General features: G+C 71.0%; 18 protein-coding genes. 7 read left to right on the plus strand and 11 right to left on the minus strand.

Going from position 1 to position 18,200, the window contains the following annotated elements; all coding sequences use genetic code 11:
- The first annotated feature begins 282 nt into the window (after window positions 1–282).
- Both gabT and ACIQV3_RS13820 read left to right on the plus strand, forming a co-directional pair.
- Window positions 283–1,617, plus strand: a complete 1,335-nt coding sequence (gene gabT / locus ACIQV3_RS13815; RefSeq protein WP_385370475.1) for a 4-aminobutyrate--2-oxoglutarate transaminase — start codon at window positions 283–285, stop codon at window positions 1,615–1,617.
- A 200-nt stretch (window positions 1,618–1,817) separates the two neighbouring features.
- Window positions 1,818–2,615: a phosphatase PAP2 family protein gene (locus tag ACIQV3_RS13820; protein ID WP_403712621.1), complete on the plus strand. Its 798-nt coding sequence runs from the start codon at window positions 1,818–1,820 to the stop codon at window positions 2,613–2,615.
- Here the strand turns inward: ACIQV3_RS13820 and ACIQV3_RS13825 are convergent.
- Window positions 2,575–2,748: a hypothetical protein gene (locus tag ACIQV3_RS13825; RefSeq protein ID WP_403712622.1), complete on the minus strand. Its 174-nt coding sequence runs from the start codon at window positions 2,746–2,748 to the stop codon at window positions 2,575–2,577. The two genes, ACIQV3_RS13820 and ACIQV3_RS13825, sit on opposite strands and share 41 nt — an antisense overlap.
- 113 nt (window positions 2,749–2,861) lie before the next feature.
- Here ACIQV3_RS13825 and ACIQV3_RS13830 point away from each other — a divergent pair, with 113 nt between their 5' ends.
- A complete protein-coding gene (locus ACIQV3_RS13830) occupies window positions 2,862–3,575 on the plus strand; it encodes an SUKH-4 family immunity protein (protein ID WP_403712623.1) in 714 nt (237 codons plus the stop codon).
- 88 nt (window positions 3,576–3,663) lie between these two features.
- Here the strand turns inward: ACIQV3_RS13830 and ACIQV3_RS13835 are convergent, their stop codons facing one another.
- From ACIQV3_RS13835 to ACIQV3_RS13870, 8 genes are all read right to left on the minus strand, one after another.
- A complete protein-coding gene (locus ACIQV3_RS13835) occupies window positions 3,664–5,475 on the minus strand; it encodes a chitinase (protein WP_403712624.1) in 1,812 nt (603 codons plus the stop codon).
- Window positions 5,476–5,626: 151 nt separating this feature from the next.
- On the minus strand, window positions 5,627–6,091 hold the full coding sequence (locus tag ACIQV3_RS13840) for a hypothetical protein (protein WP_403712625.1): 465 nt from the start codon (window positions 6,089–6,091) through the stop codon (window positions 5,627–5,629).
- 217 nt (window positions 6,092–6,308) lie between these two features.
- Window positions 6,309–7,727, minus strand: coding sequence for an NAD(P)/FAD-dependent oxidoreductase (locus tag ACIQV3_RS13845; protein ID WP_403712626.1), 1,419 nt, complete (start codon window positions 7,725–7,727; stop codon window positions 6,309–6,311).
- 22 nt (window positions 7,728–7,749) lie between these two features.
- Complete coding sequence (locus tag ACIQV3_RS13850; protein WP_403712627.1) at window positions 7,750–8,556, minus strand: ABC transporter permease; 807 nt, start codon at window positions 8,554–8,556, stop codon at window positions 7,750–7,752.
- The gene (locus ACIQV3_RS13855; RefSeq protein ID WP_403712628.1) at window positions 8,556–9,485 is read right to left on the minus strand and encodes an ABC transporter permease; all 930 of its coding nucleotides are present in this window, start codon (window positions 9,483–9,485) and stop codon (window positions 8,556–8,558) included. The genes ACIQV3_RS13850 and ACIQV3_RS13855 overlap by 1 nt, the downstream gene beginning before the upstream one ends.
- Complete coding sequence (locus ACIQV3_RS13860; RefSeq protein ID WP_403712629.1) at window positions 9,482–10,651, minus strand: ABC transporter ATP-binding protein; 1,170 nt, start codon at window positions 10,649–10,651, stop codon at window positions 9,482–9,484. The genes ACIQV3_RS13855 and ACIQV3_RS13860 overlap by 4 nt, the downstream gene beginning before the upstream one ends.
- A 92-nt stretch (window positions 10,652–10,743) precedes the next feature.
- Entirely contained in the window at window positions 10,744–11,994 is a 1,251-nt protein-coding gene (locus tag ACIQV3_RS13865; RefSeq protein ID WP_403712630.1) for a spermidine/putrescine ABC transporter substrate-binding protein, read from the minus strand.
- 54 nt (window positions 11,995–12,048) lie between these two features.
- Window positions 12,049–13,575 carry a gamma-aminobutyraldehyde dehydrogenase gene (locus ACIQV3_RS13870; RefSeq protein ID WP_403712871.1) on the minus strand — a complete coding sequence of 509 codons (1,527 nt, stop codon included), beginning with the start codon at window positions 13,573–13,575 and terminating at the stop codon, window positions 12,049–12,051.
- A gap of 194 nt (window positions 13,576–13,769) precedes the next feature.
- Between ACIQV3_RS13870 and ACIQV3_RS13875 the strand changes: the two genes are divergently transcribed.
- Complete coding sequence (locus tag ACIQV3_RS13875) at window positions 13,770–14,345, plus strand: NADAR family protein (RefSeq protein WP_403712631.1); 576 nt, start codon at window positions 13,770–13,772, stop codon at window positions 14,343–14,345.
- Window positions 14,346–14,366: 21 nt separating this feature from the next.
- Window positions 14,367–14,678 carry a hypothetical protein gene (locus tag ACIQV3_RS13880; protein WP_403712632.1) on the plus strand — a complete coding sequence of 104 codons (312 nt, stop codon included), beginning with the start codon at window positions 14,367–14,369 and terminating at the stop codon, window positions 14,676–14,678.
- A gap of 73 nt (window positions 14,679–14,751) precedes the next feature.
- Here ACIQV3_RS13880 and ACIQV3_RS13885 read toward each other — a convergent pair whose 3' ends face one another.
- Window positions 14,752–15,441: a DUF4190 domain-containing protein gene (locus ACIQV3_RS13885; RefSeq protein WP_403712633.1), complete on the minus strand. Its 690-nt coding sequence runs from the start codon at window positions 15,439–15,441 to the stop codon at window positions 14,752–14,754.
- 121 nt (window positions 15,442–15,562) lie between these two features.
- Between ACIQV3_RS13885 and ACIQV3_RS13890 the strand changes: the two genes are divergently transcribed.
- Complete coding sequence (locus tag ACIQV3_RS13890) at window positions 15,563–16,588, plus strand: adenosine deaminase (RefSeq protein WP_403712634.1); 1,026 nt, start codon at window positions 15,563–15,565, stop codon at window positions 16,586–16,588.
- 20 nt (window positions 16,589–16,608) lie between these two features.
- On the plus strand, window positions 16,609–17,298 hold the full coding sequence (locus ACIQV3_RS13895; RefSeq protein ID WP_403712635.1) for a glycerophosphodiester phosphodiesterase: 690 nt from the start codon (window positions 16,609–16,611) through the stop codon (window positions 17,296–17,298).
- A 372-nt stretch (window positions 17,299–17,670) separates the two neighbouring features.
- Here ACIQV3_RS13895 and ACIQV3_RS13900 read toward each other — a convergent pair whose 3' ends face one another.
- Complete coding sequence (locus tag ACIQV3_RS13900; RefSeq protein WP_403712636.1) at window positions 17,671–18,192, minus strand: hypothetical protein; 522 nt, start codon at window positions 18,190–18,192, stop codon at window positions 17,671–17,673.
- Window positions 18,193–18,200 lie beyond the last annotated feature (8 nt).

Raw genomic sequence — 18,200 nt, forward strand, 5'->3', positions numbered from 1 at the left:
CCAACTCCACCTCCTCGACCTCCTCGACACCGACATCGCACAAACCCGCTGGCCACAGGCCTAAATCAACGACCCGCGAAGTACGGGTCTAGTGGCCGGTGCCGCCCCGCGACCCGTACCCGGGCATGATCCACAAGACGTGCGCGGATTCCTCCCTATGGCCGCCACGGACAAGGACACGCGGGGACCACTCCCGAACGGAGCATGCAGGACCCCGCCTCCCGGGCCTAGCCTGCGGACAAAGACACAAGTGCGTCCGAAAACACCCCCCAGGAGCCCCCTATGACCGCTGTTCCGCAGGAGCGCCGCATCGTCACCGCGATCCCCGGCCCCAAGTCGCAGGAGCTGCAGGCCCGCCGTCTGTCGACGGTGGCCGGCGGCGTGGGCTCCGTGCTCCCCGTCTTCACGGCCCGCGCGGGCGGCGGCATCATCGAGGACGTCGACGGCAACCGCATGATCGACTTCGGCTCCGGCATCGCCGTGACCTCGGTCGGCGCCTCCGCCGAGGCCGTCGTGCGCCGCGCCGCCGCGCAGCTCGCCGACTTCACCCACACCTGTTTCATGGTGACCCCCTACGAGGGCTACGTGGAGGTCTGCGAGGCCCTCGCCGAGCTCACCCCGGGTGACCACGCGAAGAAGTCGGCGCTGTTCAACTCCGGCGCCGAGGCCGTCGAGAACGCCGTCAAGATCGCCCGTTCGTACACCAAGCGCCAGGCCGTCGTCGTCTTCGACCACGGCTACCACGGCCGTACGAACCTCACGATGGCCCTGACCTCGAAGAACATGCCGTACAAGCAGGGCTTCGGCCCGTTCGCCCCCGAGGTCTACCGCGTCCCGGTCGCCTACGGCTACCGCTGGCCCACCGGCGCCGAGAACTGCGGCCCCGAGGCCGCCGCCCAGGCGATCGACAACATCGTCAAGCAGATCGGCGCCGAGAACGTCGCCGCGATCATCATCGAGCCGGTCCTCGGCGAGGGCGGCTTCATCGAGCCGGCCAAGGGCTTCCTCCCGGCGATCGTGAAGTTCGCCAACGACAACGGCATCGTCTTCGTCGCGGACGAGATCCAGTCCGGCTTCTGCCGCACCGGCCAGTGGTTCGCGTGCGAGGACGAGGGCATCGTCCCCGACCTCATCACGACCGCCAAGGGCATCGCGGGCGGCCTGCCGCTCGCCGCCGTGACCGGCCGCGCCGAGATGATGGACTCCGTGCACGGCGGCGGCCTGGGCGGCACCTACGGCGGCAACCCGGTGGCCTGCGCCGGTGCGCTCGGCTCCATCGAGACCATGAAGGAGCTCGACCTCAACGCCGCGGCGAAGAAGATCGAGTCGATCATGAAGGCCCGCCTGACGGCCATCCAGGAGAAGTACGACATCGTCGGCGACATCCGCGGCCGCGGCGCCATGATCGCGATCGAGCTCGTCAAGGACCCCGCGTCCAAGACCCCGAACCCGGAGGCGGCCGGCGCGCTCGCCAAGGCCTGCCACGCCGAGGGCGTGCTCGTCCTCACCTGCGGCACCTACGGCAACGTGCTCCGCTTCCTGCCGCCGCTGGTCATCGGCGAGGACCTGCTGAACGAGGGCCTGGACGTCATCGAGGCCGCTTTCGCGACCCTCTGACCGACCGCCTGGCCGACCGTCTGGTCGCCCCCTGGTCGAACGTCTGACAGAGGCGGTAGAACGCGGGGACGCGATCCTCGATCACCGCGCGATCACTACCGCGGGTAACGGTCGGGCGCTGTGAAGAAGGTGTGGGGGGCCGATGGCGGGAGCGTTTTCCCGCTGTCGGTCCCCCTTCCGCTGCCGTACGGTTTCTGCAGATGAGTGAGACACCCCGCTTCCGGGAAACCGGAGGCGACACCAGTACCGGGCTTCCCCAGCGCCGCACTGGGCATGCGTTCGCGCACACTCCTCACCGATCGGACGGCCGCACGCCCCAAACCCCCCGGGGCGCCCGGCATCCCGATCCGGGCGGCCGCCCCGGAACCACCCCCCCTGTTCCGGGGCGGCCGGCCACTCTCCTCTCGGCGAGCTCCGCCGTCTCCGCGCTCTGCGTCGTACTCTTCGCCCTGACCACCTGGCAGGTCCTCGTGTCCGGGCCCCTGCTGGTCCCGGACGCCGCCCTCAGCCGCTTGCTCGTGCGCACGGTCCCCGACGCGGTCACCCAGCGCCTCTCCGATCTCGGCAACGTCCCGGTCGCGGTCCCCGTCCTGCTCCTCGCGGCCCTCTACGCCGCCCGGCGCGGCAACCGGCGGGGCGCGGCGGCCGCCGCCCTGGCCATGGCCCTGGTGCCGGCCCTGATCGTGCCGCTGAAGGAGTGGACCGGCCGTCCGGGCCCCCTGGAGCCCTGGGCCTCCGGCTACTACCCCTCGGGCCACACGGCCACCGCGTACGTGGCGTACGCGGGCGCGGCCCTGCTCGTGCGCCCGTACACCCGGGGCCGCTGGCCCCTGTTCCTCGCGGCCGCCCTCACCGCCCTGACGGCGACGGGACTGATCCTGCGCGGCTACCACTGGCCCCTGGACGTCCTGGCCAGCCTCCTGATGTGCACGCCGCTGCTGCTCGGGGTGCGCGCCGTCATGCGCCGCCGTCCCCGGCGGTCCGCACCAGGGCGATGAGCCCCATCAGGACGGCGGCCAGCGTGGCGACGTCTCGGGGCGCCCAGCCCTGCTGGAGTGCGAGGACGAGGATCGCCGTGACGGCGTAGGGCCAGGAGCGGTGCTTGTTGCCCTGCGGGCCGGGTGTGGTCACTGCGGGTCTCCTCGGGTCGGTCCGGCTGAGAGCACCCACGATCGGGCGGCCCCGCGGTTGTCCGCTGCGGAGCTGCGGCAACACCCCAGCTCGCAGGCCGGAATCGGGGACAAGTGGCGGCCGAGGAGCCGGCCGAGGCCCCGCGCGACGCATCCGGCGAGGACCTCGGGCTGCCCCCGCTCGACCAGATCGAGGCCGTGCTGCGGGCCTCCCGCGCACAGCCGGAGGAACAGGACGAGGAACTCGACGACCTGCGCGGACGCATGGGCGACGAGTCGGACGGGGGCTCCCCGCCGCAGCCGCCGATTGTTCGGAGCTCCGTACCGGACAACGAAACCGCTGATCGGTGGGGAGTTGTCCGGCCGGATCCGGTGGACATCACGGAGAAGCCGGAGGTCGGCTTCAGCGACATGGGCCCGTTCCTCTGGGCACTGCCCGGACCGGACCAGCCCTGGGCGACGCTTTCGGACGTGTCGATGCTGTGCAACGCACTCGTGGAGTCGGGGGCGGACATCTCCTTGGTCGTGGGGCACGACTTCGGCAGGGCGTTGTGCGTCCAGCGCGAAACCCTGCGTGTCGTGGCCGTGCCGCTGGACACGGGGGGTCCCGGGACCCGGTTCGTCGACGCGGGGCTGCCGCAGTTCGCCCACTGCCTCGCGCTGCTCGGCCGGATGTGGCCACTGCGCCACGGACTCACCCCGCGTCAGGCGGGCCGCTGGACCGAGGAGTTCCAGGCGGAGCTGGTGCTCCTGGACCCCCCGGCGCCGGCCTCTCCCGAGAACTGGTGGGCCCTGCTGCTGGAGCAGATGTGGGACGGGCTGCTGTGAAGGCGGGGCCGGGGCGGCGCCCCGGCCCCGCCTTGTCCGAACTGCCGGTCAGCCGGTCAGCCGGTCAGCCCGTCAGCCGGTCAGCCGGTCAGCCGCCGAAGTAGGCGTCGAAGTTCTTCGAGAACTCCCAGCTGCCGAAGCGGTCCCAGTTGATCGACCAGGTCATCAGGCCGCGCAGGGCGGGCCAGGTGCCGTGGGTCTGGTACGAACCGCAGTTCGTCTTCTTCGTCAGGCAGTCCAGTGCCTTGTTGACCTCCGCCGGGGAGGTGTGGCCGTTGCCCGCGTTGGTCGTGGCCGGCAGGCCGATGGCGACCTGGTCCGCGCGCAGCGGCGGGAAGACGCGGGCGGTGTTGCCCGCCACGGGGAAGCCCGTGAGCAGCATGTCCGTCATGGCGATGTGGAAGTCGGCTCCGCCCATGGAGTGGTACTGGTTGTCGAGGCCCATGATCGAGCCGGAGTTGTAGTCCTGGACGTGCAACAGGGTGAGGTCGTCGCGCAGGCCGTGGATGACCGGGAGGTAGGCGCCGGCGCGCGGGTCCTGGCCGCCCCAGGGGCCGGATCCGTAGTACTGGTAGCCGAGCTGGACGAAGAAGGTCTCGGGGGCCATGGTCAGGACGAAGTCCGGGCCGTACCTGGCCTTCAGGGTCTTCACCGCGGAGATCAGGTTGACGATCACCGGGGTGGTGGGGGCGCGGAAGTCGGTGTCGCCCGTGGCCAGGGAGAGGGAGTGGCCCTCGAAGTCGATGTCGAGGCCGTTGAGCCCGTACTCGTCGATGATCTTGCTGACGGAGGAGACGAAGGTGTCGCGGGCCGCCGTGGTGCCCAGCTGGACCTGGCCGTTCTGGCCGCCGATGGAGATCAGGACCTTCTTGCCCGCGGCCTGCTTGGCCTTGATGGCCGCCTTGAAGTCGGCGGCCGATTCGACGTTCGGGCATGCGCTGACCGGGCAGAGCTGGAAGCGGATGTCGCCCGAGGTCACCGAGGTGGGCTCGCCGAAGGCCAGGTTGATGACGTCCCACGAGGCGGGTACGTCGGCCATCCGGACGTAGCCGGAGCCGTTGGCGAAGCTGGCGTGCAGGTAGCCGACCAGGGCGTGCGCGGGCAGGCCGGGGTTGCCCGGGTTGCCGCCGCCGTTCGGCGTGGTCACCGGGACGGCCGCGCTCTTCGGGGATTCGCCGGCCGCGTTCACGGCGCTGACCTGGAAGGAGTACGTCGTGGAGGCGGTGAGGCCGGTGACCGTCGCCGACGTGCCGCCGACGGTGGTCGGGTTGGCGCCGTCCCGGTAGACCCTGTACGAGGTGGCCCCGGTCGCGGCCGCCCAGGAGAGGCCGACCGTGGTGGAGGAGGAGGCGGACGCGGTGAGCCCGGCGGGGGCGGCCGGGATCTGGGGGCCGGGTCCGGAGCCGCCCGGGTCCGGGCCGACGAGGGTCACGTCGTCGGTGAACTGCGGCGGCTGGCCGTACCAGCCCTGCGTGTAGACGGTCACCGAGGTGGTGTTCGCGCCGGTACGGAAGCTCGTGCTCAGCTGCTTCCAGGCGCCGGGGCTCTGGGTCCAGGTCTGCGGGTCCGTGGTCCCGGTGCCGGTCGCGCCGAGGTAGACGTACGCGCCCTGCACCCACGCGCTCAGCGTGTACGCGGAGTCGGGCTTGACGGTGACGGTCTGGGAGCAGCGGGCGTTGTCCTGCCCGGCCGGGGTGCCCTTGAGGGCGGAAGCGCCGCCGTGCACGGGCGTGCTGACGGCGGCTCCGCTGCCGGCCGAGCAGCTCCAGCCGTCGAGGCCGGCTTCGAAGCCGCCGTTGCGGATGAGGTCGGCGTCGGCCGCGGCGGCCGGCTGACCGGCGGCGAGGAGGCCGGCCGCCGCGAGGGCGGCGGCGGTAAGGAGGGACAGCGCGGAGCGCATGACGGTGGGTCTGGCGGGGCGGGTGGGGCCGGCAGGACGGGTGGGGCGCACAACTGCCTCCGGTGCATGGGGGGATGGAGCCGGGCCGCGCGCGGGCGAGCCGTGGGGGAAGGCGCAGCGGCGCCCAAGATGGTCCAGACCAATGTTCTTGTCAAGACTTCCCGCCCGTCCGCCCCACGACGCGCGCCGCCGCCTCGTGCATCGCGAGCTCCAGCACCGCCGGATCGTTGAGCGTGCCCCGCCCGTCCGGGACGACGAGCCAGCGGACCCCGCCCGTGGCCCGGCCGGGGTACGGAACCACGATCCAGGTCCCGTCACCGGCTCCCCGTACGCCCGTCCCGATCCAGCGCGACGCCGTGCCCGGGGGCACGAAGAAGCCCAGCCTGGAGTCGCCGAAATCGGCGAGCACCGGGCCGGGCCGGGCGGGCAGCGTGTCCAGCACTTCGAGGGTGGTGCGTCCCAGCTCCCCCGGCAGGATCAGCACGTCCCACCGGCGGCCGGCGGGCAGCAGGGCGACCCCGAGGGGGTTGCGCTCCCACTCCCACCGGCAGGCGTCCGGATCGGGAGCCACCGAAACCAGCCAGTCCACCGCCGTCTTGTCACCCGGGATCGTCATCGCCCGGCCTCCGCTCTCTGTGGGTGAGGTGAAGCGTTCTCACAGGAGAGAGCGGGGCCGGGCGCAGGTATGACGCGGGTTTCGTTACCGCGTGGTAGTGAAGCAGGTCACACAGCCCCGGGCGATGTGCGCCCGGGGCGTGCGGAGGTCGCTTACCCGATCAGCGCACCAGTGCACAGGTGCACAGGTGCGCCGGTGCACCGACGGCCGCGCGGCCTCAGCTGTCGAAGCCGAGACCGAAGCGGTCCAGCGTCTTCAGCCACAGGTTGCGGTGTCCGCCCATCCGGTCCGCCCGGGCCAGCGACCACTTCGTCATCGTGATGCCGGTCCAGGCCAGGGGCTCCGGCGGGAAGGGCATCGGCTTGGAGCGGACCATCTCCAGCTCGGTGCGCTCGGTCTTCTCCCCCGACAGGAGGTCCAGCATCACGTCGGCGCCGAAGCGGGTGGCTCCGACGCCCAGTCCGGTGTAACCGGCCGCGTAGGCCACCTTGCCCGCGTGCGCGGTACCGAAGAACGCGGAGAAGCGCGAGCAGGTGTCGATCGCCCCGCCCCAGGCGTGGCTGAATTTCACCCCTTCCAACTGCGGGAAGCAGGTGAAGAAGTGCTCGGCGAGCTTGAGGTAGGTCTCGGGCCGGTGGTCGTGCTCGGCGTCGAGCTTGCCGCCGTACGGGTAGATCGCGTCGTAGCCGCCCCACAGGATCCGCCGGTCGGGGGTGATCCGGAAGTAGTGGAACTGGTTGGCGCTGTCGCCGAGGCCCTGCCGGTTCTTCCATCCGATCGAGGCGAGCTGCTCCTCGGTCAGCTGCTCCGTCATGAGCGCGTAGTCGTAGACCGGGACCGTCAGCGGGCGCACCCGCTTGACCAGCGACGGGAAGATGTTGGTGCCCAGCGCCACCCGGCGGGCGAAGACCCGCCCGTACGGGGTGCGCACGGCCATCCCCTCCCCCGAGCCGGCCAGGTCGAGCCCGCGCGTGTTCTCGTAGATCCGCACGCCCAGCTCCAGGCAGGCCCGCTTCAGGCCCCAGGCGAGCTTCGCCGGGTTGAGCATGGCGACGCCGTCGCGGTCCCAGATCCCGCCGAGGAAGGTCGGGGAGTCGACCTCGGCCCGTACGGCGTCCGCGTCCAGCCATTCGGCGCGGCCGGCGAGACCGAGCCGCTCGGCCTCCGCGTGGAACGCGCGGAGCTCCGCGACCTGGTGCGGCTCGGTGGCCACGTCGATCTCTCCGCTGCGCTCGAAGTCGCAGTCGATGCCGTAGCGGGCGACGGCCTCCTCGATGGCGTCGAGGTTGCGGGCGCCGAGGTCCTCCAGCGTGGCGAGCTCGTCGGGCCAGCGGGCCATTCCGTTCGCCAGGCCGTGGGTGAGGGAGGCCGCGCAGAAGCCGCCGTTGCGGCCCGAGGCGGCCCAGCCCGCCTCGTGGCCCTCGATGAGCACGACGTCCCGGGCCGGGTCGCGCTCCTTGGCGATCAGCGCGGTCCACAGGCCGCTGTAACCGCCGCCGATGACGAGCAGGTCGCAGTGCTCGTCCCCGGTGAGGGCGGGCTCGGCGGCGGGCTTGCCGGGGTCGTCCAGCCAGTACGAGACCGGCTTCGCTTCGGAAAGGGATCGTGCAGCGGTGCGCATGGCGTCTGGGGCCATGTCTTCCAACTCCCTACAGGTGTTACTTGGGCTGTGCTTTCTTGCGGCGGTTGGCGACCATCTGGCCGCCCAGCACCACCAGGACCGCGATGACGAACATCGCCGTGCCGATGACGTTGATCTGTACAGGCGTACCGCGCTGGGCCGATCCCCACACGAACATGGGGAAGGTGACGGTGTTGCCCGAGTTGAAGTTGGTGATGATGAAGTCGTCGAAGGAGAGCGCGAAGGAGAGCAGCGCGCCCGCCGCGATGCCGGGCGCCGCGATCGGCAGGGTGACGCGCAGGAAGGTCTGCACGGGTCCGGCGTAGAGATCGCGGGCCGCTTCCTCCAGGCGGGGGTCCATGGAGAGCACCCGGGCCTTGACGGCGGCGACGACGAAGCTGAGGCAGAACATGACGTGGGCGATCAGGATCGTCCAGAAGCCGAGCTGGATGCCCATGTTGAGGAAGAGGGCCAGCAGGGACGCCGCCATCACGATCTCGGGCATGGCCATCGGCAGGAAGATCAGCGAGTTGACCGCGCCGCGCCCCCGGAACCGGTAGCGGACCATCGCGAAGGCGATCGCCGTGCCCAGCACGGTCGCGCCGATGGTGGCCCACAGGGCGATCTGCAGCGAGAGGGACAGGGACCCGCACATGTCGGCGACCCCGCAGGGGTCCTTCCACGCGTCGAGGGAGAACTCCTGCCAGGCGTAGTTGAAGCGCCCGGTGGGGTTGTTGAAGGAGAAGACCGTGACGACGACGTTCGGCAGGATCAGGTACGCGAGCGTGCCGAGCCCCGCGATCACGATGAGATTGCGGCGCAGCCAGGTGGTGGCGCTCTTCATCAGACCAGGTCCTCCGTCCCCGCTCGGCGGATGTAGATGGTGACCATGACCAGCACGATGGCCATGAGGATGAAGGACAGCGCGGCCGCCGTCGGATAGTCGAGGATGCGCAGGTACTGCGACTGGATGACGTTTCCGATCATGCGGGTGTCCGTGGAGCCGAGCAGTTCGGCGTTGACGTAGTCGCCGCTCGCCGGGATGAAGGTGAGCAGGGTCCCGGAGACCACGCCCGGCATGGACAGCGGGAAGGTCACCTTGCGGAAGACCGTGGCGGGACGGGCGTACAGGTCCCCTGCCGCCTCGTGGAGGCGGGTGTCGATGCGCTCCAGCGAGGTGTAGAGCGGAAGGATCATGAAGGGGAGGAAGTTGTACGTCAGACCGCAGACGACCGCGAGCGGCGTGGCGAGGACGCGGTCGCCCTCGGTCATGCCGAGCCAGCTGGTGACGTCCAGGAAGCCGACCGTGTTGAGGACGCCGACCACCGGGCCGCCGTCGGCCAGGATCGTCTTCCAGGCCAGGGTGCGGATCAGGAAGCTGGTGAAGAACGGGGCGATGACCAGCACCAGGAGCAGGCCCCGCCAGCGGCCCGCCTTGAAGGCGATCAGGTAGGCCAGCGGGTATCCCAGCAGCAGGCACAGCGCGGTCGCGGTGCCGGCGTAGAGCAGGGAGCGCAGGAACTGCGGGTAGTACTCGGTGAAGGCGTCCCAGTAGGTCTGGAAGTGCCAGGTGACCTTGAAGCCCTCTTCGAGGGAGCCGGTCTGCACCGAGGTCGAGGCCTGGTAGATCATCGGCAGCACGAAGAAGACGAGCAGCCACAGGATGCCCGGGAGCAGCAGCCAGTACGGGACCAGGCGCTTCTTCAGGGACGGCTTGTGCACCGGTGGCTCGGCGGAGACGGCGACCTCGGGGAGGGTCGCGGGGGCCGTCACGCTCCCTCCCCGACCGTCTCGATGCCCGCGTCGCCCATCGTCCCTGCAAGCATGGACTGGGCCGCGTCGAGCCCGAAGGTGTGGTCCGGGTTCCAGTGCAGTATCACGTCGGCGCCGGGGACGAGGCGGGCGTCGCGCTCGATGTTCTGCACGTACACCTCCAGCTCCGGGCAGACCGGGCTGTCGATGACGAACTGGGTGGAGACCCCGATGAACGAGGAGGCCGCGATCTTGCCGGCGACCTTGTTGCGGCCCGCCTCGATGGTGTTCTCGACGTCCGCGTGGACCAGGGAGATCTTCTCCGGGCGCACCCCGACCAGCAGCTTGCCGCCGGCGCGGGGAGTGGTCGAACATCGCGCCGCCGGGACGCGCAGCTTCGTACCGGCCGAGGAGACCACGACGTCGGACGCGCCGGCTTCCAGGACCTCGGCCTCGATGAGGTTGGAGGTGCCGAGGAAGTTCGCCACGAAGGTCGTCTTGGGGTTCTCGTAGAGCTCGGCGGGGGCGCCGAGCTGCTCGACGCGGCCGCCGTTCATCACGGCGACCGTGTCGGCCATGGTCATGGCCTCCTCCTGGTCGTGCGTGACGTGCACGAAGGTGATGCCGACCTCGGTCTGGATGCGCTTGAGCTCCAGCTGCATCTGGCGGCGCAGCTTGAGGTCGAGGGCGCCGAGCGGCTCGTCGAGGAGCAGCACCTGCGGATGGTTGATGAGCGCGCGGGCCACCGCGACGCGCTGCTGCTGGCCACCGGAGAGCTGGTGCGGCTTGCGCTGGGCGAACTGGCCGAGCTGGACCAGCTCCAGCATGTCATCGACCTGCTTCTTGACCGACTTGATGCCGCGGCGGCGCAGCCCGAAGGCGATGTTCTCCGAGACGTCGAGGTGCGGGAAGAGGGCGTAGCTCTGGAAGACGGTGTTGACCGGGCGCTTGTACGGCGGCAGGTGCGTGACCTCGCGGTCGCCGAGGCTGACGGTGCCGGTGGAGGGCTCCTCCAGGCCGGCGATCATGCGCAGGGTGGTGGTCTTCCCGCAGCCCGAGGCGCCGAGCAGGGCGAAGAACGATCCCTGGGGAATGGTGAGATCCAGCGGCTGCACGGCGGTGAAGGATCCGTAGTGCTTGCTGATCCCGGCGAGGCGGACGTCGCCGCCTTCGGTCTTGTCAGTCATGGGCCTGGGCCTTCGGTGGTGTGTCGTGGAAGGGGCAGGTGCCGGTACGGGGGTCCGGTTCCGGCGCAGTCGGTGGGACGCGGCGGGACCCGTCAGGCTCCGATGAGCTTGGCGAACTTCTCCTCGTACGCCGTCTCTTCCTCACCGGTGAGGGAGCGGAAGGCGTGCGACTTGGCGGCCATCGCCTTGTCGGGAACGATCAGGACGTTGTCCGCGAGCTCCGGGTCGATCTTGGCCAGCTCGTCCTTGACCCCCTCGACGGGGCAGACGTAGCTGATGTAGGCGGCCAGCTGGGCGGCCACCGCGGGCTCGTAGTAGTAGTCGATGAGCCGCTCCGCGTTGGCCTTGTGCCGGGCTTTCACGGGGACCAGCAGGTTGTCGCTGGAGGTGATGTAGCCGGGCGCCGGGATCGCGTACTGGATGTCCGGGTTGCCGGCCTGCAGCTGGATGACGTCGCCGGCCCAGGCCAGGCAGGCTGCGAGGTCGCCCTTGTCGAGGTCCGCCGTGTAGTCGTTGCCCGTGAAGCGGCGGATCTGCTTCTTGTCCACGCCCTTCTGGAGCCGGCCGATCGCCGCGTCGTAGTCGGCGTCGGTGAAGTTCGCCGGGTCCTTGCCCTGGTCGAGCAGGGTCATGCCGACGCTGTCGCGCATCTCGGTGAGGAAGCCGACGCGGCCCTTGAGGGAGGGGTCGTCGAGCATCTGCGTGACGGAGTCGACCTTCTTCCCGCCGGTCGCCTTGGTGTTGTAGGCGATCACCGTGTTGATGCCGGTCCAGGGGTAGCTGTACGCGCGGCCCGGGTCCCAGTCGGGGCTGCGGAACTGCGGGATCAGGTTGGCGTACGCGTGCGGCAGGTGCGAGGGGTCCAGCTTCTGGGCCCAGCCGAGGCGGATGATGCGCGAGGCCAGCCAGTCGGTGACCACGATCAGGTCGCGGCCGGTGTCCTGGCCGGCCGCGAGCTGGGGCTTGATCTTGCCGAAGAACTCGACGTTGTCGTTGATGTCCTCGGTGTACTTGACCTTGATCCCGGTCCGCTTGGTGAACTCCTCCAGCGTGGGACGGGACTTCTCGTCCTCGCTGGTGTCCATGTACTCGGTCCAGTTGGAGAAGTTGATCTCCTTCTCCTGCTCCGAGTGATCGTCGGAGGCCGCGGCGTTGCCCTCCGCTCGCTTGGCCGGCGGGATGCCGCACCCGGCCAGCGCGGACAGGCCGCCGAGGGTGAGCGCTCCGACTCCGGAGGCGCGCAGCACGGAGCGGCGGGTGAGGGCGCCGCGCCCGGTGGTGAGGCTGCGCCGCATGGCGGCGAATTGCGCCGCCGAGAGGCGGTCGGGCTCGAACTGCTCCATGGGAGGTGCCCTTTCGGGATGGGTGCGAACCGCTGGTCGGGCGGCCCTACGTGGTTATCGGTCCCCGAAGATCGTGCGGTGCCAGTCCTTCGCGGCAACCGCGGTGTTGTCGTACATCACGTGCTTGACCTGCGTGTACTCCTCGAAGGAGTAGCTGCTCATGTCCTTTCCGAAGCCGCTGGCCTTGTAGCCGCCGTGGGGCATCTCGCTGATGATCGGGATGTGGTCGTTGACCCAGACGCAGCCCGCCTGGATCTCCCGGGTCGCACGGTTCGCCCGGTACACATCACGGCTCCAGGCGGAGGCCGCGAGACCGTACGGGGTGTCGTTGGCCAGCGCGATGCCCTCGTCGTCGGTGTCGAAGGGCAGGACCACGAGGACCGGCCCGAAGATCTCGGACTGGACGACCTCGCTGTCCTGGGCGGCGCCGGAGATGAGGGTGGGCCGGTAGTACGCGCCGTCCGCGAGCTCTCCGCCGGGGATCTCACCGCCGGTGACGACCGTGGCGTACGCGCGGGCGCGCTCGACGAACCCCGCGACCCGGTCGCGGTGCACGTGCGAGACCAGCGGGCCCAGGTCGGTCGAGGGGTCGAAGGGGTCCCCGACGCGGACGGTCTCCATCAGCTCGGCGACCCGGGCGACGAAGGCGTCGTGGAGGGGGCGCTGGACGTATGCACGGGTGGCGGCCGTGCAGTCCTGGCCGGTGTTGATCAGGGAGGCCGCGACGGCGCCGTTGGCGGCCGCCTCCAGATCGGCGTCGTCGAAGACGAGGAACGGAGCCTTGCCGCCGAGCTCGAGGTGGAGCCGCTTGACGGTGGCGGTGGCGATCTCGGCGACCCGCTTGCCGATGGCCGTGGACCCCGTGAAGGAGGTCATGACCACGTCCGGGTGGCCGACCAGGTGCTCGCCCGCGTCCCGGCCGGCGCCGGTGACGATGTTGACCACGCCGTCGGGCAGGCCCGCCTCCTTGGCCGCCTGGGCGAACATCAGGGAGGTCAGCGGGGTGAGCTCGGCGGGCTTGAGGACGATGGTGTTGCCCGCGGCGATCGCCGGGAGGATCTTCCAGGCGGCCATCTGCAGCGGATAGTTCCACGGCGCGATGGAGCCCACGACCCCGATCGCCTCGCGGCGTACGTACGAGGTGTGGTCCCCGGAGTACTCGCCCGCGGCCTGCCCCTGGAGGTGGCGCGCGGCGCCCGCGAAGAACGCGGTGTTGTCGATGGTTCCCGGGACGTCGAACTCCGTCGACAGCTTGACCGGCTTGCCGCACTGCAGGGACTCCGCGTACGCGAACTCCTCCGCCCGCTCGGCCAGCACCCCGGCCAGCCGGTGCAGCGCGTCGGAGCGCTCCCCGGGGGTGGCTCCCGACCAGCCGGGGAAGGCCCGCTTGGCGGCGGCGACGGCGGCGTCCACGTCGGCGGTGGAGGCCAGCTCGTAGGTGAGCACCTCCTCGCCGGTGGCGGGGTCGACCACGGTGTGTGACCGGCCCGAGGTGCCGGGCCGCAGCTGCCCGTCGATGTACTGCGCGCCTGCGGCGAATCGGTCCTTGACCTGGACCTTGACCTGGAAGCGGTTGCCCATCACGCTCTCACGCTCTCCGTAGCTACAGTTCGAGCTACAGCTCGAATTGAGTGCCGATCCTGGCAGAGGTACACCCCTCGGCCAAGTGATTCCGTTGTTGCCTTTTGATTACGCGACGGAATCGGTCGACCATGTGTCGAGGCGCGCCCAAAAACCCGTACGAAGTGTCCGGTGCTCCTGCGAGACTCGCGTGCATGGAGAAGATCGAGGAACTGATCGGGCAGGTCAGCCGGGGTGAGCGGCTGAAGTTCCTGCCGTTCTGGGGACACCGTCCACGGCCCGACGGGACGCTCGGGCCGAGCTGCCTCAGTCAGTGGTGGCCGTCCGAGTTCACCGTGGGTGACGTGCGGTACGCCACCGCCGAGCACTGGATGATGGCCGGAAAGGCTCGCCTGTTCGAGGACGCGGAGGCGGAGCGCGCGGCCCTGGAGGCGAGGACTCCGGCCGAGGCGAAGAAGGCCGGGCGGCTGGTGCGCGGCTTCGACGACGTGGTGTGGGAGCGGGAGCGGTTCGCGCTGGTGGTGGAAGGCAGCGTGCACAAGTTCGGCTCCGATCCGGCGCTGACCGCGTACCTGCTCTCGACCGGGAACCGCGTCCTGGTGGAGGCCAGCCCCATGGACCGGATCTGGGGCGTGGGCCTGGCCGCTGACGACGAGCGCGCGCTGGACCCGGCACGGTGGCGCGGCCTGAACCTGCTCGGCTTCGCGCTCATGGAGGCGCGCGAGCAGCTGCGGACCGGGCTGCGGGAGGGTTCACGGGAGGGGCTCTAATCGCTCGCGGCCGCCGCGGGTGTGCTCCGCTCCAAGGCGGCGCCCCCCGCGCCCACGTCCCCGGTCCGCTCCACCGGCCGCCGCGCCGCCAACGCGCACGGCAGTGCCGGCTTCGTCCGTGATCCGCGCTCCTGGCAGCCCACCGGCACGCGCCCTCGCTGCGCTGGGCGTACCCGCTGGAGCGGGCGCTGGGCCACTCCCTGGCCCGCGTACCGGCGCACCTTCGGCGGACTCACCGACGCGGCCTTCCGCATGGTGTCCCTGATCGAGGACGGCCGGGGCGCCAGGTGGCCCGGGGAGACCGGGCAGGGGCGGCCGGACACGGGTGCCTGACGGCATGGCGCAGGGCCGGGCGGGGACGCGTACCGTCCCTGCCCGGCCCTGCGCCGTGGCCGCCGGGCGCGGCTCAACCCCGGTGGAGGACCTGGGTGTTCTCGTACGGGGAGAAGTAGTCCGAGTCGGAGTCGGAACCGCTGTCCCCGTACATGACGCCGAAGACGATGAGCGCGATGAACAGGATGCTGATCACGATGCCGACCGCGCCGGTGATGATGCCGGCCAGCGCCATGCCCTCGTTGTCGGCTTCGCCGCGCTTGGCCTTGCCGCGGGCCAGCACGCCGAAGATGACGGCCGGAACGCCGAACAGGAGGCCCAAGTAGCACGTGACCACGGAGAGGATCCCGAGCACGAGCGCCGTGACCCCGAAGCCGTTGCTCTTCGGCGCGTACCCCGGGTATCCGGGATGCGCCGGATACCCGGGGTGTCCCGGCTGGCCGCCGTACGGCGGCTGCGGGGCGCCCTGGGGGGTGGGGTAGCCGCCGTACGGGGCCTGCGGCGCGCCGCCCGGCTGCGCCGGGTAGCCGTACCCGGCCGGATCCGGCTGCGCCGGATAGCCGTAGGCGGGCGTCGCCCCGGGCTGGGGCACGGGCGTCGGCTGCGGTATGCCTCCGGCGCCGGGCATCCCCGTGACGGTCTGCTGGTCGTGCACCCCCGGCGCACCCGGCCCGCCCTGCCCGCCCTGCTGTTTGCCCAGATCGACCGCGGGCTGCTCCGGCGGCGCCCAGGGGTCTCGCGACTCGGGGCTCTGATCGGTCATACGGCGCCCCCCTCTCGTACGGCCATGCTAAGCGCTCCCTCCGACAGGCCCCTTCGGCGGTGCGGATGCTGCCTACGATGAACCCCGTTCCATCCGCACCGCGCCCCTCGGAGGCACCCTCATGCCCGACCTGCACCCCTTCATCGCGGGGCTGCCCAAGGCCGAACTCCACGTCCACCACGTCGGCTCGGCCTCCCCCCGCATCGTGGCCGAACTCGCCTCCCGGCACCCCGACTCCAAGGTCCCCACGGACCCCGAGGCCATCGCCGACTACTTCACCTTCACCGACTTCGCGCACTTCATCGAGGTCTACCTCTCCGTCGTCGACCTGGTCCGCACCCCCGACGACGTGCGCACCCTCACCTTCGAGATCGCCCGCGACATGGCCCGGCAGAACATCCGGTACGCCGAACTCACCATCACCCCGTACTCCTCCACCCGCCGCGGGATCGACGAGAAGGCCTTCATGGAGGCCATCGAGGACGCCCGCAAGGCGGCCGAGACCGAGCTCGGCGTGCTCCTGCGCTGGTGCTTCGACATCCCCGGCGAGGCCGGCCTGGAGGCCGCCGCCGAGACCGCCCGACTCGCCGTCGACCTGCGCCCCGAGGGCCTGGTCTCCTTCGGCCTCGGCGGCCCGGAGGTCGGGGTGCCGCGCCCGCAGTTCAAGCCGTACTTCGACGCCGCCCGCGCCGCCGGACTGCACAGCGTGCCGCACGCCGGCGAGACCACCGGCCCCGAGACCATCTGGGACGCGATCCGCGAGCTGGGCGCCGAGCGCATCGGCCACGGCACCAGCGCCACCCGGGACCCGGAGCTGCTCGCCCACCTCGCCGAGCACCGCATCGCGCTGGAGGTCTGCCCCACCTCCAACATCGCCACCCGCGCCGTCGCCACGCTGGACGAGCACCCCGTCAAGGAGATGGTGGCGGCCGGCGTGCTCGTCACCATCAACAGCGACGACCCGCCGATGTTCGGCTCCGACCTCAACAACGAGTACGCGGTGGCCGCCCGCCTGCTGGACCTGGACGAGCGCGGCCTCGCCCAGCTCGCGAAGAACGCCGTCGAGGCCTCCTTCCTGGACCCGGCCGGCAAGGCGAAGCTCACCGCCGAGATCGACACGTACACCGCCGCCTGGCTGGCTTCCTGACGGCCCAGCAGAATGGGCGCATGCGCACCCTGACTGCCGTAGGCCACCGCGGGGACCCCTACCGCGTCCGCGAGAACACCCTGCCCTCCATCCGGTCCGCCTTCGACCGGGGGGCGGACGCGGTGGAGATCGATGTGCGGATGACCCGCGACGGAGTGCCCGTACTTCTCCACGACGAGGACCTCCGGCGGCTGTGGGGCCATGACGTACGGCTCGACGACGTCACGGCCCCGCAGCTGAAGGAGCTGACGGGCGGCGGGATCCCGACCCTGCGCGACGCCCTGATGGCCGCCGGGGCGGGCCGGGTCATGGTCGACCTGCCGGGTGCGACGGCCCGGACCGTACGGACCGTCGTCGGCCAGGTCCGCGAATGCGGGGCCCGCGACCGTACGTACTACTGCGCGGGTCCGGCCACCATGCTGGCGGTGCGCGCCGCCGATCCGGGCGCCGAGATCGCGCTGACCTGGACCACGCTGGCTCCCCCGCGCCGGGTGCTGATCGACGCGGTGGCCCCGAGCTGGCTCAACTACCGCTTCGGGCTGGTCGGCCCGGAGCTGGTGGACGCCCTGCACCGGGACGGCCTGCTGGTGTCGGCCTGGACCCCGGACACCAAGCGAGCGATGCGCGCACTGGCCAGGGCCGGAGTCGACTCGATCACGACGAACCGGGTGGACGTACTGGGAGCCGTACGGGCCGAGCTCGGCCGGTGATACCGGCCTGGGGGAGCCGGCGGCGCGGATCCGCGGCGCCGGTCCGCGCCGGCAGGACCTGGGGCTGACGCGGCTGGTGCACCTGGCCGGCCCCGGCGCCGCCCGCGGACTGGATCTCGTACGCCGTGACCACGCTCGGCGTGCTGCCTGGGCAGCGGCACACCCGGCGGGCCCGGGCCCGTCCGGCACCGGCTTCGAACTGCGGGTCGCGCTTGTCACGTCGGGCGCGGAGGTGGGGAAGTGACGATCCGTGTGGTGGTGGCCGACGACCAGCGACTGGTGCGCAGCGGGGAACTCCTCGGACCGGCGGGCGGCGGGCGGCGGGCGACATCATGGCCGCCTTCGCCGAGTAGCGCGGACTCGGCCGCGGACTCAGCCCCGGGCCCCGGCCAGGTCCGCGGCCGGGTCCGGGGCCGGGTCCCGGCCGGGGTCCGCCGGCATGGCCTCCAGCCGCTTGATCATGCGCCGCAGGATCAGCAGCGGGATCACTCCGAAGACGCCGAACGAGATGTCGATCAGCGACCACCAGACCGGGATCCCCCGGATGGGCCCGCAGATCAGGGCCAGCGGAACGATGCCGGCGCAGGCGATCATGCCGGCCTCGACGATCCAGATGTTCCGGACGGGATCGCGGTGGACCCCGTAGAAGAAGACCGCGATCACCAGGTGGGCGAAGGCGAGCCAGTCCGTGCCGTAGAGGAGGAAGGGGTATTCGGAGTCCGCCCGTTCCAGCCCGTCTCCGACGCGTCGCAACCACGCGTTGTCCACCAGGGCGTTGGCCCATTGGAGCTCGCTCACCAGGGGGAAGGCGGTGAGTCCGCTCAGTACAAGGCAGACGAGGAACAGGGCAAGCCAGGCACGGATCCGCCGCAGAAGGGCGCTTCTCTCGCTCATGGAAGTCA

This window comes from Streptomyces sp. NPDC099050, assembly GCF_044759865.1.
In the GTDB taxonomy this organism is placed as follows: Bacteria; Actinomycetota; Actinomycetes; order Streptomycetales; family Streptomycetaceae; genus Streptomyces.

What these genes read in the sequence shown, in the direction of transcription:
- gabT (WP_385370475.1), top strand. Translation starts at nt 283, where the DNA reads ATGACCGCTGTTCCGCAGGAGCGCCGCATCGTCACCGCGATCCCCGGC.
- ACIQV3_RS13820 (WP_403712621.1), top strand. Translation starts at nt 1,818, where the DNA reads ATGAGTGAGACACCCCGCTTCCGGGAAACCGGAGGCGACACCAGTACC.
- ACIQV3_RS13835 (WP_403712624.1), bottom strand. Translation starts at nt 5,475, where the DNA reads ATGCGCTCCGCGCTGTCCCTCCTTACCGCCGCCGCCCTCGCGGCGGCC.
- ACIQV3_RS13840 (WP_403712625.1), bottom strand. Translation starts at nt 6,091, where the DNA reads ATGACGATCCCGGGTGACAAGACGGCGGTGGACTGGCTGGTTTCGGTG.
- ACIQV3_RS13845 (WP_403712626.1), bottom strand. Translation starts at nt 7,727, where the DNA reads ATGGCCCCAGACGCCATGCGCACCGCTGCACGATCCCTTTCCGAAGCG.
- ACIQV3_RS13850 (WP_403712627.1), bottom strand. Translation starts at nt 8,556, where the DNA reads ATGAAGAGCGCCACCACCTGGCTGCGCCGCAATCTCATCGTGATCGCG.
- ACIQV3_RS13860 (WP_403712629.1), bottom strand. Translation starts at nt 10,651, where the DNA reads ATGACTGACAAGACCGAAGGCGGCGACGTCCGCCTCGCCGGGATCAGC.
- ACIQV3_RS13865 (WP_403712630.1), bottom strand. Translation starts at nt 11,994, where the DNA reads ATGGAGCAGTTCGAGCCCGACCGCCTCTCGGCGGCGCAATTCGCCGCC.
- ACIQV3_RS13870 (WP_403712871.1), bottom strand. Translation starts at nt 13,575, where the DNA reads ATGGGCAACCGCTTCCAGGTCAAGGTCCAGGTCAAGGACCGATTCGCC.
- ACIQV3_RS13875 (WP_403712631.1), top strand. Translation starts at nt 13,770, where the DNA reads ATGGAGAAGATCGAGGAACTGATCGGGCAGGTCAGCCGGGGTGAGCGG.
- ACIQV3_RS13885 (WP_403712633.1), bottom strand. Translation starts at nt 15,441, where the DNA reads ATGACCGATCAGAGCCCCGAGTCGCGAGACCCCTGGGCGCCGCCGGAG.
- ACIQV3_RS13890 (WP_403712634.1), top strand. Translation starts at nt 15,563, where the DNA reads ATGCCCGACCTGCACCCCTTCATCGCGGGGCTGCCCAAGGCCGAACTC.
- ACIQV3_RS13895 (WP_403712635.1), top strand. Translation starts at nt 16,609, where the DNA reads ATGCGCACCCTGACTGCCGTAGGCCACCGCGGGGACCCCTACCGCGTC.
- ACIQV3_RS13900 (WP_403712636.1), bottom strand. Translation starts at nt 18,192, where the DNA reads ATGAGCGAGAGAAGCGCCCTTCTGCGGCGGATCCGTGCCTGGCTTGCC.